The 14808-nt window shown below is 58.8% G+C and carries 11 protein-coding genes and 1 pseudogene; 9 read left to right on the forward strand and 3 right to left on the reverse strand.

Going from position 1 to position 14808, the window contains the following annotated elements:
• Positions 1–130: 130 nt before the first annotated feature.
• Positions 131–1732 carry an ABC transporter substrate-binding protein gene (locus tag P3G59_RS04210; protein WP_277760570.1) on the reverse strand — a complete coding sequence of 534 codons (1602 nt, stop codon included), beginning with the start codon at positions 1730–1732 and terminating at the stop codon, positions 131–133.
• A gap of 307 nt (positions 1733–2039) precedes the next feature.
• Between P3G59_RS04210 and P3G59_RS04215 the strand changes: the two genes are divergently transcribed.
• Positions 2040–3218 (forward strand): IS481 family transposase, encoded by a 1179-nt coding sequence (locus P3G59_RS04215; RefSeq protein WP_277758418.1) that lies wholly within the window; start codon positions 2040–2042, stop codon positions 3216–3218.
• Positions 3219–4132: 914 nt separating this feature from the next.
• Positions 4133–4498 carry a DUF6124 family protein gene (locus P3G59_RS04220; RefSeq protein ID WP_277760571.1) on the forward strand — a complete coding sequence of 122 codons (366 nt, stop codon included), beginning with the start codon at positions 4133–4135 and terminating at the stop codon, positions 4496–4498.
• A gap of 169 nt (positions 4499–4667) precedes the next feature.
• On the opposite strand, the gene P3G59_RS04225 is transcribed toward P3G59_RS04220, so the two are convergent.
• Complete coding sequence (locus P3G59_RS04225) at positions 4668–5384, reverse strand: SIMPL domain-containing protein (RefSeq protein WP_277760572.1); 717 nt, start codon at positions 5382–5384, stop codon at positions 4668–4670.
• A gap of 267 nt (positions 5385–5651) precedes the next feature.
• Between P3G59_RS04225 and P3G59_RS04230 the strand changes: the two genes are divergently transcribed.
• The 4 genes from P3G59_RS04230 to P3G59_RS04245 all read left to right on the forward strand — a co-directional run bounded on the left by P3G59_RS04230 (position 5652) and on the right by P3G59_RS04245 (position 10216).
• Positions 5652–6914, forward strand: a complete 1263-nt coding sequence (locus P3G59_RS04230) for an ATP-binding protein (protein ID WP_277760573.1) — start codon at positions 5652–5654, stop codon at positions 6912–6914.
• Positions 6907–7467, forward strand: coding sequence for a response regulator transcription factor (locus tag P3G59_RS04235; protein ID WP_003221630.1), 561 nt, complete (start codon positions 6907–6909; stop codon positions 7465–7467). The genes P3G59_RS04230 and P3G59_RS04235 overlap by 8 nt, the downstream gene beginning before the upstream one ends.
• Before the next feature lie 96 nt (positions 7468–7563).
• Positions 7564–9291, forward strand: coding sequence for an ABC transporter ATP-binding protein/permease (locus P3G59_RS04240; protein ID WP_277760574.1), 1728 nt, complete (start codon positions 7564–7566; stop codon positions 9289–9291).
• A gap of 175 nt (positions 9292–9466) precedes the next feature.
• Complete coding sequence (locus P3G59_RS04245) at positions 9467–10216, forward strand: FadR/GntR family transcriptional regulator (protein WP_277760575.1); 750 nt, start codon at positions 9467–9469, stop codon at positions 10214–10216.
• A 4-nt stretch (positions 10217–10220) separates the two neighbouring features.
• Here P3G59_RS04245 and P3G59_RS04250 read toward each other — a convergent pair whose 3' ends face one another.
• Positions 10221–10601 (reverse strand): hypothetical protein, encoded by a 381-nt coding sequence (locus P3G59_RS04250; RefSeq protein WP_277760576.1) that lies wholly within the window; start codon positions 10599–10601, stop codon positions 10221–10223.
• Positions 10602–10896: 295 nt separating this feature from the next.
• Between P3G59_RS04250 and kdgD the strand changes: the two genes are divergently transcribed.
• The 3 genes and pseudogenes from kdgD to P3G59_RS04265 form a co-directional block, all read left to right on the forward strand.
• Positions 10897–11808, forward strand: a complete 912-nt coding sequence (gene kdgD / locus P3G59_RS04255; protein ID WP_093435890.1) for a 5-dehydro-4-deoxyglucarate dehydratase — start codon at positions 10897–10899, stop codon at positions 11806–11808.
• A gap of 75 nt (positions 11809–11883) precedes the next feature.
• On the forward strand, positions 11884–13329 hold the full coding sequence (locus tag P3G59_RS04260) for an aldehyde dehydrogenase family protein (RefSeq protein WP_277760577.1): 1446 nt from the start codon (positions 11884–11886) through the stop codon (positions 13327–13329).
• 79 nt (positions 13330–13408) lie between these two features.
• A pseudogene (locus tag P3G59_RS04265) lies at positions 13409–14803 on the forward strand (MFS transporter); the annotation flags it as partial.
• Positions 14804–14808: the final 5 nt, after the last annotated feature.

Here is a 14808-nt window from a genome sequence, read left to right on the forward strand (position 1 = left end):
GAACGTACCTTAATGTCGCATCTGTATAACTTCTGACGCATTTGACCGTTTGCGGGTGGTTTTTACGGTGCAAATGAAGCCCCAAAACGGTGCGTTGGTCACGTTGTGCGCGCCGCCTTGGGGCTTGGTGTTACTTATTTATACCCACGCCATAGAAGGGGGTTAGACCGAACGGGCTGATCCGGAAGTCAGTGACTTCCTTGCGCAGCGGCTGGAACACCGTGGAGTTGGCAATCGGTGTGATCGGCACCTGCTGCTTAAGGATCAGTTGCGCCTGTTGATACAGTTTTACCCGTTGTTGCTTGTCCGTGGATAACTTGGCCTGTTGCACCAGTTTGTCGTAGGCCGGATCGCACCATTTGGCGTAGTTGCTGCCCTTTACAGCCGCGCAGCTGTAGAGCACGCCAAGCCAGTTGTCCGGGTCACCGTTGTCACCTGTCCAACCATAGATCATAGCGTCGTGTTCGCCATTTTTTGCGCGTTTGATGTACTCACCCCATTCATAGCTGACGATGTTGGCCTTGATGCCAATCTTCTCCCAATCCTGCTGGATCATCTGCGCCGACATCCGTGCATTCGGGTTCGAAGCGCGTTGCACTGTCATCGCCCAGAGGTTGATGGTTGTACCCGGCGCAACCCCTGCTTCTTTCAGTAGCACCCGCGCTTTGACCGGGTCGTAGGGGGCATCCTTGATGGTCGGGTCATACGACCATTGCGCCGGCGGCAAGGCGTTTTGGGCCAACTGGCCGGCGCTTTGGTAAACGGCTTTGATGATCGCCGGTTTGTCGATGGCCATGTCCAGCGCCTGCCGAACCTTGAGCTGATCGAGTGGCGCGTGGGTGGTGTTGTAGGCGAGGAACCCGAGGTTGAAACCGGCCTGTTTGAGCACGCGCAGGTTCGGGTCTTTCTCCATCACTTCGATGTCGGCCGGGCGTGGGTAGCCGCTGACCTGGCACTCGCCGGCCTTGAGTTTTTGCAGGCGCACGGCGGCGTCCGGGGTGATTGAGAAGATCAGGTTGTCGATCTTCACGTCCTCGGGTTTCCAGTAGCTCCGGTTGGCGGCGTAGCGGATCTGCGAGTCCTTCTGGTAGCGCTTGAACACGAACGGGCCGGTGCCGACGGGTTTCTGGTTGAGGTCGGCGGCTTTGCCTTCCTTTAACAGTTGTGCGGCGTATTCGGCGGACTGTATTGAGGCGAAGCTCATCGCGAGGTTTTGCACGAAAGCCGCGTCGACGTTGTTGAGGTTGAAGCGCACGGTGTGGTCGTCGAGTTTTTCTACCGATTTGATCGTGGTGTTGAGGCCCATGTCGGTGAAATACGGGGATTCGGCGGGGTAGGCCTTGCGGAAGGCGTTGTCCGGGTCGAGCAGGCGCTGGAAGGTGAAGAGGACGTCGTCGGCGTTGAAGTCGCGGGTCGGGGTGAAATATTCCGTTGTGTGGAATTTCACGCCTTGGCGCAGGTGGAAGGTGTATTGCAGGCCGTCCGGGGAGATGTCCCATTTTGTCGCCAGGCCGGGTTCGATGTCGGTGCCGCCGCGCTGGAATTGGGTGAGGCGGTTGAAGACGGTTTCGGCGGAGGCGTCGAAGTCGGTGCCGCTGGTGTATTGGCTGGGGTCGAAGCCGGCGGGGCTGGCTTCGGAGCAGTAGACCAGGGTGGTGGCTGCGTTTGCCAGCGGGGCGGTTGTGGCCAGGGCCAGGGAGATCAGGAGCGGTTTGAGGGTGGATCTTGGCATGGAGTCCCCGGGGCGTTGGAGGTGGTTGTGTTTTTAGGGTAGCGGGGATTTGGGGGGCTTCGGAAATATCGTTTTTCTTGGGGGAGTGTCTATCTCGGTATATCTGGGCGGTTTTTGTTGGGGGCATATCCGTTGCTGCGGTAACGGCGGCTTAGGGTTCCGCCCTTACGGCGGGTCACTTTTTCCAGACGCCGAAAAAGTAACCAAAAAGGCTTGCTGGTATGACTCACCCACATAGGTAACAAAACAGTTCAAGCACATAGGTAACAGTTTTTAACTGGCACTGGTCGATTCCGAGGATCTGACCATGCCGTGGCGAGAGCTGAAACCTATGGACCTTAAAGTGATGTTCATCGCCGACTATCTGTCCGGTCGGCTCAACTTCAGTCAACTCTGTGCGGCTCACAGCATCAGTCGCAAGACTGGCTACAAGTGGGTGGCCCGCTACAACGCGGACAGCATCAATGGCTTGGCGGAGTGCAGTCGCAAGCGTCATTCTCAAGCACAGGCTGTGCCGTTTGCGGTCAAAGAAGCCATTCTTGAGCTGCGGCGCCAAGGTCAAACCACGCCGGGCCCGAAAAAGATCCAGACAGCCCTGCAAGAGCGGTTTCCAGATCAGCCGCCGCCCTCCAAAACCACGATCTACAACGTGCTTAAAAAAGCGGGGCTAGTGGTGTCTCGACGGTTGCGTCAGCGTGTCGCTGTCTATCCAAAACCACTCCAGAAAGCCGACCTTCCTAATCAGCTCTGGAGCGCTGATTACAAAGGCCAATACCTGACAGGAGACGGTGTCTGGTGTTACCCGTTGACGGTAATGGATCACGCCAGTCGATTTTTACTGGCTTGTGAAAGTATGCCGAGCACGACTTTCAAGGACGCCAAAGCCACCTTCGAACGGTTATTTAAGACGTATGGGATGCCTGAGCGGATCCGCACTGATAACGGTGTCCCTTTTGCCAGCGGCGGGCGTGCGGGGTTATCACAATTATCCATTTGGTGGGCTCGTCTAGGCATCATTCATGAGCGGACTCAACCTGGGCGACCTGAGCAAAACGGACGGCATGAACGCATGCACCGCACGCTTAAAAGTACATTGCCAAGACCGCCGGAAATTGAGTGGGGAGCTCAGCAGAAGCATTTTGATCTGTTCATGCAGCACTATAATCATGAGCGTTTTCATGAGGCATTGGGGCAGAAAACCCCGGCCTCTTGCTACATCAGCTCTTCACGGGTATTTCCGAGAAAGTTGCCGGAGATGAAATACCCCAGCCATGTTGAGGCATACCGAACGGACTCCAACGGCGTAGTGAACAAAGGAAGGCTCAGAATCTATGTGGGCTATGTCCTGAAACATCAGATAGTCGGATTGGAGAGCATCAGCGAGGGTGTTTGGGACATCATCTTTGGGCCTGTTCTACTGGGACGTGTTGATGAACGAGACGCTAAGGATGGTTATCTGACGCTCAAAGTAATCAAAAATAAGTGATCAGGTGTTACCCATGTGCCTGAACTTAACTGTTACCTATGTGGTTGTCCCGTTCATGCTCCTACGTGCGGCCCGCTCGCTGAGGCTCGGGGTTCCTTCGCTGCGGGATCGATCCGGGCGCAGCGCCTACGGTTTGCTTCGCTGCACCTCCTCTCGCTGTGTTTGGCTTCGCCAAACGGTCGCTGCGCTCCCACGCCCGGATCAATCCCTCCGCTCAGCCTTCCGATGTCGCCCGTGGATCAAGATCAAGAGCAGGCGAGCTGACACTCGGCCTATTGAGTGGTGAAGAGCACAGCGTGCTCGGCTTAGATTCTGTGGTGGGGCTACCCCTCACCCCAACCCTCTCCCGAGGGAGAGGGGGCCGATTTGTGTGCTTTTCAAAGCCTGAGTTCAACTCGGACTTTCACGTCGGCGTAGCTCCCCCAAACAACTCGATCAGTCCCCTCTCCCTCCGGGAGAGGGCTAGGGTGAGGGGCTTTTGATCTGTTTCAGCGTCTGAGTTCGGCTCGGTATTTCACGTCGGCGTAACTCTAACAAACACCTCGGTCAGTCCCCTCTCCCTCTGGGAGAGGGCTAGGGTGAGGGTTGGCTTTTGGCTGTTTAAATTTGTGCCAGATAATCAGAACCTTCCCACAAGGTTTTCAGGTTGTCCGTCGGACGTGGGCTCTCTAGTCTCAGGGTGTCGCTGAATGTTCAGTGATCGGGTGTGAGAACCCGCCGAGCTTGAAACTGGCACCAGTAAGACCATAATTGCGGCCGGCTTATTAGCTGTCGCAATGCCTTATGGCGGCTGTGTGCGGGCAGACTTCGGTCTGGCCGGTTTTCTGCTCACCGGTTTCTCACTCCGCACATAGCTGCCACCCTTTGCCACGTGAGAAATGGCTAAGGGCGGCTCGAATGACGAGCAGATTTATATGAAAGATAAAATTGTCCCCGATCCACCCCTCGAACCCACAACCCCGCTCGAAGACGCCATCCGCGCCGACGACCAGATCAAAACCCGCGAAGCCATCAAACGCGCCCTGGATTTCTACCTCAGCCCCGACCCGGTCAAACCCCGGCAACCCCGCACGATGTTTCTGATCCAGCCGAACATCGACACCGAAAGCCTGCTGGCGCATGCCTGTGAGTCACTGGCGTCGGCGAACACGCTAACGGGTAACTTTGCCGATCAGCTTGGCCGGCCCGAGCGTCATACGGCACTGGCGATCCAGCAGATCATCATGCTGGCCGAGCTGGCGGTGAACCGGGCGCTGGATCGGGTTGATCCACAAGCTTGAGACCGCGGTATCGTTCATCGCGAGCAGGCTCACTCCTACATTTGGAATGCGTTCCCCTGTAGGAGTGAGCCTGCTCGCGATGACGCCAGAACAAACAACACAAATCCCGGACACAAAAAAACCGCCGATCATTCACCGATCGGCGGTTTTTCATTCAGCCCACGTCACATCACTGCATCAACACTTCAATCGAGCCATCAGCGGTCATGCTCACCTGGCTGGTGCCGGCTTCAACTTCCGGCGTCACTGGCGCCGAATCCATCGCCGCTGCTTTCATCATCATCGGTGCGCGCAGGTACGGTTGTGGATAACCGTTGCTGTTGAGGTTCAGGTTGACGATTTTGTAACCCTTGCCGCCCAGCGCATCGGTGGCCAGTTGGGCGCGGGCCTTGAAGGCGGTGACGGCTTCTTTGAGCAGCGCGTCTTCGCTGGACTTGCGCGTCGGGTCGGCAATGGCGAAGTCCATGCCGCCCATTTTCAGGTCGGTCAGCAGTTCACCGGTGAGTTTGGACAGGGCGGTGAAGTCGGCGCTTTCCAGGCGCAGTTCGGCGCGTTCACGCCAGCCGGTGATTTTCTGGCCTTTGGTGTCGTAGATCGGGTAGCTGTTGCGGCTGCCCTGGCGCAGGGTGATGTCTTTGACTTGCTTGGCCTGGGCCAGTGCCTTGTTCATGGTGGTGCTGACGTCGGCGGCGAGTTTGGCCGGGTCGGTGTTTTGCTCTTCGGTGTAGAGGGTGACGATCATCAGGTCGCGGGCGACTTCCGTGCTGACTTCGGCGCGCAGGGAAATCTGGTTGTAGTGCAGCTCATCGGCGGCCAGGGCCGGAAGGCTGGCGACGCTGCCGACGGTCAGGGCGAGAAGGGCGGCGCTGCGGCGGAATGTGTGCATGAAAGCTCCTTGATGAGGGCGCAGGTGATGGTTCGGGGGCCTGCGTGAAACCATCAGACTCTAGCTTTTATGATCCGGTTCGCCCAGTTACAACTTCTATACAGATAACAGCGAAGCTGCGAGCGACAAGCTCAAGCTTTGACCAGTAGCTTGCAGCTCGAAACTTGCAGCTTGTACGGTGTGGTCGTTTGCCGCACTTTCGCCTCTCAAGGCCGCGGCTTGGTTATACTCCGTGCGATCCGCCTGGAGCGCTCATCAGGAGAGCTCATGCTCGCCCCCGTACAACTGACTTCCGCCACTCGCCAGAACCTCTGGCGGCTGACTTTCATTCGCACCCTGGTGCTCGGCGCGCAGGCCGGTTCCGTAGGCCTGGCCTACTGGCTGCAACTGCTGCCGTTGCCGTGGGTGCAACTGGCGATGACCCTCGGCTGCTCGACGCTGCTCTGCGTGTTCACCGCCGTGCGCCTGCGCACTTCGTGGCCGGTGACCGAACTCGAATATGCGCTGCAACTGGCCTGCGATCTGGTGATCCACAGTGCGCTGCTGTATTTCTCCGGTGGTTCAACCAACCCGTTCGTTTCCTATTATCTGGTGCCGCTGACCATCGCGGCGGTGACGCTGCCGTGGCGCTATTCAGTGATTCTGTCGGGCATCGCGCTGGCGCTGTACACGGTGATGCTGACGCGCTTCTATCCACTGGAAACCCTGCCGGTCGCCCGCGAGAATCTGCAGATCTACGGCATGTGGCTGAGCTTCGCGCTCGCAGCGGCGGTGATCACCTTCTTCGCTGCGCGCATGGCTGAGGAGCTGCGTCGCCAGGAAGAATTGCGCGCGATCCGTCGTGAGGAAGGCCTGCGCGATCAGCAATTGCTCGCCGTCGCCACCCAAGCCGCTGGCGCCGCTCATGAACTCGGCACGCCGCTGGCGACCATGAGTGTATTGCTCAAGGAAATGCAGCAGGATCATCCCGACCCGATGCTGCAGGACGATCTGAAAGTGCTGCAGGATCAGGTCAAACTGTGCAAAGAAACCTTGCAACAACTGGTTCGCGCCGCTGAAGCCAACCGGCGTCTGGCGGTCGAGATGCAGGACGTCACCGACTGGCTCGACGAAGCGCTGAACCGCTGGCACCTGATGCGTCCGGAAGCCAGTTATCGCTTCCACCGCCTCGGCCAAGGCGCCGTGCCGCGCATGGCGCCGCCACCGGATTTGACTCAGGCGCTGCTGAATCTGCTCAACAACGCCGCCGACGCCTGCCCGGAAAATCTCAAGGTGACGCTGGACTGGGACGCAGAAACCGTGACCATCAGCATTCGTGACCACGGCGCCGGTGTGCCGCTGGCCATCGCCGAGCAGATCGGCAAACCGTTTTTTACTACCAAGGGCAAAGGTTTCGGCCTGGGCCTGTTTTTGAGCAAGGCCAGCGTGACACGCGCCGGCGGCTCAGTGAAACTCTATAGTCATGAGGAAGGCGGCACGCTCACCGAGCTGCGCCTGCCCCACGGCGCCCGAGGAGACCAACATGAGTGACGAAATCCAAGTCGAAGGCGAAGAACTGCCGCATTTGCTGCTGGTCGACGACGACGCAACCTTCACCCGCGTCATGGCCCGTGCCATGGCTCGCCGTGGTTTTCGCGTCAGCACTGCAGGTTCCGCTGAAGAAGGCCTGACCATTGCCCAGGCCGATCTGCCTGATTACGCCGCGCTCGACCTGAAAATGGACGGCGACTCCGGTCTGGTGTTGCTGCCCAAACTGCTGGAGCTGGACCCGGAAATGCGCGTGGTGATCCTCACCGGTTATTCGAGCATTGCCACCGCGGTCGAGGCGATCAAACGCGGCGCCTGCAACTACCTGTGCAAACCGGCCGACGCCGACGATGTGCTGGCCGCGTTGCTGTCCGAGCACGCCGACCTCGACAGTCTGGTGCCGGAAAACCCGATGTCGGTGGACCGCTTGCAGTGGGAGCACATCCAGCGCGTGCTCACCGAGCACGAAGGCAACATCTCCGCCACTGCCCGCGCCCTGGGCATGCACCGCCGCACCCTGCAGCGCAAACTGCAGAAGCGCCCGGTTCGTCGCTGAACCTGCGCTGAACGACTATCGCCAGCCCTCGCGATAAAACGCACCGATCTACTATGATCGGTGCGTGTCTGTTCTTTTCTATATCGAGCCTTATCCATGAATCAGAACGCTGAATATTCCGCGGTCAACGATGCTGTGCGCGGGCAGTTTTTTCGTAAAGTGTGGGCGATGACCACGCCTTACTGGCGCAGCGAAGAGAAGGGCAAGGCCTGGACATTGCTGATTGCCGTGATCGCGCTGTCGCTGTTCAGCGTGGCGATTTCGGTGTGGATCAACAGTTGGTACAAGGATTTCTACAACGCCCTGCAAAAGAAGGACGAAGCGGCGTTCTGGCAGTTGATCCTGTATTTCTGCGGGATCGCCACGGTGGCGATTCTTGGCGCGGTGTATCGCCTGTACCTGACGCAGATGCTGACCATCCGCTGGCGGGCGTGGTTGACCGAAAACCACTTCAAGCGCTGGCTCGGTCACAAAAACTACTATCAGCTGGAGCAGGGCGGTTACACCGATAACCCCGACCAGCGGATTTCCGAAGACCTCAACACCTTTACTGCCAACACCCTGAGCCTGGGCCTCGGGCTGATTCGCACGGTGGTCAGTCTGGTGTCGTTCTCGATCATTTTGTGGGGCGTTTCGGGCAGCATCGAAGTGTTCGGCATCGAGATTCCCGGCTACATGTTCTGGTGTGCACTGATTTATGCCGCCGTCGGCAGTTGGCTGACGCACCTGATCGGTCGACGCTTGATCGGCCTGAACAACCAACAACAACGTTTCGAAGCTGATTTGCGTTTTTCCATGGTGCGCGTGCGCGAGAACGCCGAAAGCATCGCCTTGTACAACGGCGAGCCAAACGAAAATCGTCGTTTGAGCAGCCGTTTCGGGCTGGTCTGGCACAACTTCTGGGACATCATGCGCGTGTCCAAGCGCCTGACGTTCTTCACTTCCGGGTATGGCCAGATCGCAATCATCTTCCCGTTCATCGTGGCTGCCCCGCGTTACCTGGCGGGCAAGATCGAGCTGGGCGAACTGATGCAAATCAACTCGGCGTTCGGCAACGTGCAGGAGAATTTCAGCTGGTTCATCAGTGCGTATTCGGATCTGGCCGCGTGGCGCGCAACGTGTGATCGTCTGCTGAGTTTCCGCCAGGCCATGACCGACAACGAAGAACGCACCCCGGCCATCGATGTGCAGAATCAGGGCAGCGAATTGAAGGTGCACAACCTCGGTCTGGACCTGGCCGACGGTCGTCATCTGCTGACCAATGCCGACATGACCGTCGAACCGGGGGAGCGGGTGATGGTCAGCGGGCGTTCCGGCAGCGGCAAGTCGACGCTGCTGCGGGCGATGGGGCATTTGTGGCCGGCGGGCCACGGCAACATTCGCTTGCCGGCGGCGCGTTATCTGTTCCTGCCGCAGAAACCCTATCTGCCTATCGGCACCCTGCGCGAAGCGTTGAGTTATCCACAACCGGGCGACACCTACGCGCCGGAGCGTTATGCACAAGTGCTGGAAACCTGCCGCTTGCCGCATCTGGTCGCGCGGCTGGACGAGGCCAATCACTGGCAACGCATGCTTTCTCCGGGCGAACAACAACGTTTGGCTTTCGCCCGCGCAATGCTTTACGCGCCGCAATGGCTGTACATGGACGAAGCCACTTCGGCGATGGACGAGGAAGACGAAGCGACGCTGTATCAGGCGCTGATCGATCAATTGCCGGGGCTGAGCATTGTCAGCGTCGGCCATCGCAGCAGCTTGAAACGCTTCCATCCACGCCATGTGCGGATCGACAGCGGCCATTTGGTTGAACAAACCGTGACTGCCTGACTCCACCGATTCCTTGTAGGAGCTGCCGAAGGCTGCGATCTTTTGATCTTGATCTTTGAAATTAAAAGATCGCAGCCTTCGGCAGCTCCTACAGGGAGGTCGTGTTGACAGTGATCGTACAACCCGCTTGAGCTATGATGCCCACAAGCCGAATTTTCGAGACAAGATGCACACCATGGAAAACCTGATCGACACCCCGCGCCTCCCACGCAAGCGCCGCAGCCTGGCCCAGGAACTGGTGACGGTGCTGAGCGAGCAGATCCGCGATGGCCTGCTCAAACGCGGTGACAAATTGCCTACCGAGTCGGCGATCATGGAAGCTCATGGCGTCAGCCGCACCGTCGTGCGTGAGGCGATTTCCCGCTTGCAGGCTGCAGGGCAAGTGGAAACCCGCCACGGCATCGGTACCTTCGTGCTCGACACGCCGAGCCCGAGTGGTTTCCGTATCGATCCGGCCACCGTCGTCACCCTGCGTGATGTGCTGGCCATCCTCGAATTGCGCATCAGCCTCGAAGTGGAGTCTGCCGGCCTTGCCGCGCAACGCCGCAGCGCCGAGCAACTGGCGACCATGCGCGCGGCCCTCGATGCACTCAACGAGAGTGCCGCCCATGCCAGTGATGCGGTTGCGTCGGACTTTGCTTTCCACCTGGAAATCGCCCTGTCCACCGGCAACCGCTACTTCACCGACATCATGACCCACCTGGGCACCAGCATCATTCCGCGTACGCGGCTGAACTCAGCGCGACTGGCTCACGATGATCATCAGCATTACATGAGCCGCCTGAGTCGTGAACACGAAGAAATCTACGACGCGATTGCCCGTCAGGATTCCGATGCAGCGCGTGCGGCGATGCGTCTGCACCTGACCAACAGCCGCGAAAGACTGCGCCAGGCCCATGAAGAGGCACAGGCGCAGCGGGGTTAAGTCGTCAGGCCTCGATCCGCAACGTCAACGCCTGCGAAGACGGCTCCATGCTCGACTCATCGACAAACTTGTAACGCAACTCGACTTCTGTATCCAGGTACGGACGCAGTGCTTCCTTGGGGATCTGCAACTCGATCCCCGTCAGTTTTTCCATCTCGTCTTCGGCATCGTCCCAGGTGCCAGTGTCCACTTCTTCGCCTGCCCATTCCGGCTCTTCAGGGTCGTCTCCGAGAATCGGATAAACACTCCAGTTCGCTGGAAAATCACTTGAGTCCGGGACCTGTACGATCAATACATCGGGTAGCGCGGATAGCTGAAGGGTGAGGGTGTCAGGGGCGGAAGAGGCGATTTGCGCGAGGGTCGGTGCAGCATAATTCACGAACATTTCAGTTTCCTTCGAAGGTCCGCCACGATCCTTCGTGGCAGTCGTCGCACCTTACCCGGCGTTTCTCCAGCGCTCAGTAAACGAATCTTGACCAGACATTTCTACGATAAGACCCAGTAAACACGGGCCTCTTCAACGAAAACGCCGGCTGCATAAACAATCTTGTCCGACAAAAAAACACCCACAACGATGAAATGCAGTTGACGGTTATCTTTTAAGTTGTACGATGACCTACAACTTCGGCGAAGGCTGAACGATCCACTCACAAAAACGTTGCTACCAGGGTGTTCGAATAATGAATCCACAAGAACTGAAGTCCATCCTCTCTGCCGGCCTGCTGTCTTTCCCGGTGACCGATTTCAACGCGCAGGGCGATTTCAACCGCGCGGGCTATATCAAACGCCTGGAATGGCTGGCTCCGTATGGCGCTTCAGCCTTGTTCGCCGCGGGTGGCACTGGTGAGTTCTTCTCCCTCGCCGCCAGCGAATACTCGGAAATCATCAAGACTGCCGTCGACACCTGTGAAACCAGCGTGCCGATCCTCGCCGGTGTCGGTGGTTCGACCCGCCAGGCCATCGAATACGCTCAAGAAGCCGAGCGTCTGGGCGCCAAAGGTCTGTTGCTGCTGCCGCACTACCTGACCGAAGCGAGCCAGGACGGTGTCGCCGCTCATGTTGAAGCCGTGTGTAAATCGGTCAACATCGGCGTGGTTGTTTACAACCGCAACGTTTGCCGCCTCAACGCACCGCTGCTGGAACGTCTGGCCGAGCGCTGCCCGAACCTCATTGGTTACAAGGACGGTCTGGGTGATATCGAGTTGATGGTGTCGATCCGTCGCCGCCTCGGTGATCGCTTCAGCTACCTGGGTGGCCTGCCGACCGCCGAAGTCTACGCCGCGGCCTACAAGGCGCTGGGCGTGCCGGTTTACTCGTCGGCGGTCTTCAACTTCATCCCGAAAACCGCGATGGACTTCTACCACGCGATCGCTCGTGAAGATCACGCCACCGTTGGCAAGATCATCGACGACTTCTTCCTGCCGTACCTGGACATCCGCAACCGCAAGGCCGGTTACGCCGTGAGCATCGTCAAGGCAGGCGCAAAAATCGCCGGCTATGACGCAGGCCCGGTGCGGGCGCCGCTGACCGATCTGACGGGCGAGGAGTACGAAATGCTCGCCGCGCTGATCGACAAGCAAGGTGCGCAGTAACACCCGACAAAAGCGAGGCCGCTGAGCAATCAGCGGCTTTTTGCGTGAAGGCTTTGAGATGTGAGGGCTGCCCCTGTGACAACTGCAAAACGCTACGACAACTACATCAACGGCGAATGGGTTGCCGGTGCCGACTACTCGGCCAACATCAACCCGTCCGAACTGAGCGACACCATCGGCGATTACGCCAAGGCTGATCTGACTCAGGTTCACGCCGCCATCGACGCCGCTCGCGCGGCCTTCCCGGCGTGGTCGACTTCGGGCATTCAGGCCCGCCACGATTCGCTGGATAAAGTCGGCACGGAAATCCTCGCCCGCCGCGAAGAACTCGGCACCCTGCTGGCCCGGGAAGAGGGCAAGACCCTGCCTGAGGCCATCGGCGAAGTCACCCGCGCCGGCAACATTTTCAAGTTTTTCGCCGGTGAATGCCTGCGTCTGTCCGGCGACTACGTGCCGTCGGTGCGTCCGGGCGTTAACGTTGAAGTCACTCGCGAAGCGCTGGGTGTGGTCGGCCTGATCACCCCGTGGAACTTCCCGATCGCCATCCCCGCGTGGAAGATTGCTCCGGCGCTGGCCTACGGCAACTGCGTGGTGTTGAAACCGGCTGATCTGGTACCGGGCTGCGCGTGGGCACTGGCCGAAATCATCTCCCGCGCAGGCTTCCCAGCCGGCGTGTTCAACCTGGTGATGGGCAGTGGTCGCGTGGTCGGTGATGCCTTGGTGCAGAGCCCGAAAGTCGACGGCATCAGCTTCACCGGGTCGGTGGGCGTGGGTCGTCAGATCGCGGTCAACTGCGTGTCGCGCCAGGCCAAGGTGCAGCTGGAAATGGGCGGCAAGAACCCGCAGATCATTCTCGACGACGCCGACCTCAAACAAGCAGTCGAGCTGTCGGTGCAGAGCGCGTTCTACTCCACCGGCCAGCGTTGCACCGCATCGAGCCGCTTGATCGTCACGGCCGGGATTCACGACAAGTTCGTCGAGGCGATGGCCGAGCGCATGAAGTCGATCAAGGTCGGCCACGCGCTGAAATCCGGTACCGACATCGGTCCGGTGGTCTCGCAAGCGCAGCTTGAGCAGGACATGAAGTACATCGACATCGGTCAGTCCGAAGGTGCGCGTCTGGTCAGTGGCGGTGGCTTGGTGACGTGCGATACCGAAGGCTACTTCCTCGCGCCAACGCTGTTTGCCGACAGCGAAGCGTCGATGCGCATCAGCCGTGAAGAGATCTTCGGCCCGGTGGCCAACATCGTTCGTGTGGCCGATTACGAGGCTGCGCTGGCGATGGCCAACGACACCGAATTCGGCTTGTCGGCGGGTATCGCGACGACTTCGCTGAAGTACGCCAACCACTTCAAACGCCATTCGCAAGCCGGGATGGTGATGGTCAACCTGCCGACCGCCGGCGTCGATTATCACGTTCCGTTCGGTGGCCGTAAGGGTTCATCCTATGGCTCACGTGAGCAAGGCCGCTATGCGCAAGAGTTCTACACCGTGGTGAAAACCGCCTACATCGGTTCCTGATACACGCAATACCCCCTGTAGGAGCAGCCTTCGGCAGCTCCTACAGGGAGCAAGCGAATACACAACAGATTTACCCGCGCATAAAAATAATCAGTGGGAGTACCTCTACATGCAATCGTCAAAGCCGACTCACGTCCGCTATTTGATCCTGCTCATGCTGTTTCTGGTGACCACGATCAACTACGCCGACCGTGCCACGATCGCCATTGCCGGCTCCAGCCTGCAAAAAGATCTGGGCATCGACGCAGTCACCCTCGGCTACATCTTCTCCGCATTCGGTTGGGCCTATGTGGCCGGGCAAATCCCCGGTGGCTGGCTGCTCGATCGCTTCGGCTCGAAAAAAGTCTATGCCCTGAGCATCTTTACCTGGTCGCTGTTCACCGTGCTGCAAGGCTTTGTCGGTGAGTTCGGCATGTCCACCGCTATTGTTGCGCTGTTTATGCTGCGCTTTCTGGTTGGCCTGGCGGAAGCGCCGTCGTTCCCCGGCAACGCGCGCATCGTGGCGGCGTGGTTCCCGACCGCTGAACGTGGCACCGCGTCGGCGATCTTCAACTCGGCGCAATACTTTGCCACCGTGTTGTTTGCACCGCTGATGGGCTGGATCGTTTACTCCTTCGGTTGGGAACACGTGTTTATCGTTATGGGCCTGTTCGGCATCGTCTTCTCGGGCATCTGGCTGAAGGTTATCCACAGCCCGCGCCAACACCCGATGGCCAACGAAGCCGAAGTGCAGTTCATCGCCGACAACGGTGGCATGGTCGACATGGACGTGAAACAAGGCAAAAAGGCTGATGGCCCGAAATGGGATTACATCCGCCAGTTGCTGACCAACCGCATGATGCTCGGCGTGTATCTGGGTCAATACTGCATCAACGGCATCACCTATTTCTTCCTGACCTGGTTCCCGGTGTACCTGGTGCAAGAGCGTGGCATGACCATTCTCAAGGCCGGTTTCATTGCCTCGTTGCCGGCGATCTGCGGGTTCATCGGTGGCGTGCTTGGCGGGGTGATTTCCGATTACCTGCTGCGCAAGGGCCACTCGCTGACCTTCGCCCGTAAAGCACCGATCATTGCCGGCCTGCTGGTGTCCAGCAGCATCGTTGCCTGCAACTATGTCGATGTTGAATGGATGGTCGTCGGCTTCATGGCCTTGGCGTTCTTCGGCAAAGGCGTTGGCGCACTCGGCTGGGCGGTGGTCTCCGACACTTCGCCAAAACAGATCGCCGGCCTGAGCGGTGGCCTGTTCAACACCTTCGGCAACATCGCCTCGATTACCACGCCGATCGTGATTGGCTACATCATCAGCTCCACCGGTTCGTTCAAATGGGCACTGGTGTTCGTCGGTGCCAACGCACTGGTGGCGGTGTTCAGCTATCTGGTGATCGTTGGCCCGATCAAACGTGTGGTCCTCAAAGAGCCGCCAACCCATGGCGGTACCGAAGCCACCGGCAAATTGTCTCAAGCGCATTCCTGAGGAGC

The sequence above is a fragment of the Pseudomonas sp. A34-9 genome, from assembly GCF_029543085.1.
In the GTDB taxonomy this organism is placed as follows: Bacteria; Pseudomonadota; Gammaproteobacteria; order Pseudomonadales; family Pseudomonadaceae; genus Aquipseudomonas.

Excerpts from the sequence above, each read along its gene's own strand:
- P3G59_RS04230 (WP_277760573.1), top strand. The coding sequence starts at position 5,652 with ATGCTCGCCCCCGTACAACTGACTTCCGCCACTCGCCAGAACCTCTGG.
- P3G59_RS04225 (WP_277760572.1), bottom strand. The coding sequence starts at position 5,384 with ATGCACACATTCCGCCGCAGCGCCGCCCTTCTCGCCCTGACCGTCGGC.
- P3G59_RS04215 (WP_277758418.1), top strand. The coding sequence starts at position 2,040 with ATGCCGTGGCGAGAGCTGAAACCTATGGACCTTAAAGTGATGTTCATC.
- P3G59_RS04250 (WP_277760576.1), bottom strand. The coding sequence starts at position 10,601 with ATGTTCGTGAATTATGCTGCACCGACCCTCGCGCAAATCGCCTCTTCC.
- P3G59_RS04220 (WP_277760571.1), top strand. The coding sequence starts at position 4,133 with ATGAAAGATAAAATTGTCCCCGATCCACCCCTCGAACCCACAACCCCG.
- P3G59_RS04210 (WP_277760570.1), bottom strand. The coding sequence starts at position 1,732 with ATGCCAAGATCCACCCTCAAACCGCTCCTGATCTCCCTGGCCCTGGCC.
- P3G59_RS04240 (WP_277760574.1), top strand. The coding sequence starts at position 7,564 with ATGAATCAGAACGCTGAATATTCCGCGGTCAACGATGCTGTGCGCGGG.
- kdgD (WP_093435890.1), top strand. The coding sequence starts at position 10,897 with ATGAATCCACAAGAACTGAAGTCCATCCTCTCTGCCGGCCTGCTGTCT.
- P3G59_RS04235 (WP_003221630.1), top strand. The coding sequence starts at position 6,907 with ATGAGTGACGAAATCCAAGTCGAAGGCGAAGAACTGCCGCATTTGCTG.
- P3G59_RS04245 (WP_277760575.1), top strand. The coding sequence starts at position 9,467 with ATGGAAAACCTGATCGACACCCCGCGCCTCCCACGCAAGCGCCGCAGC.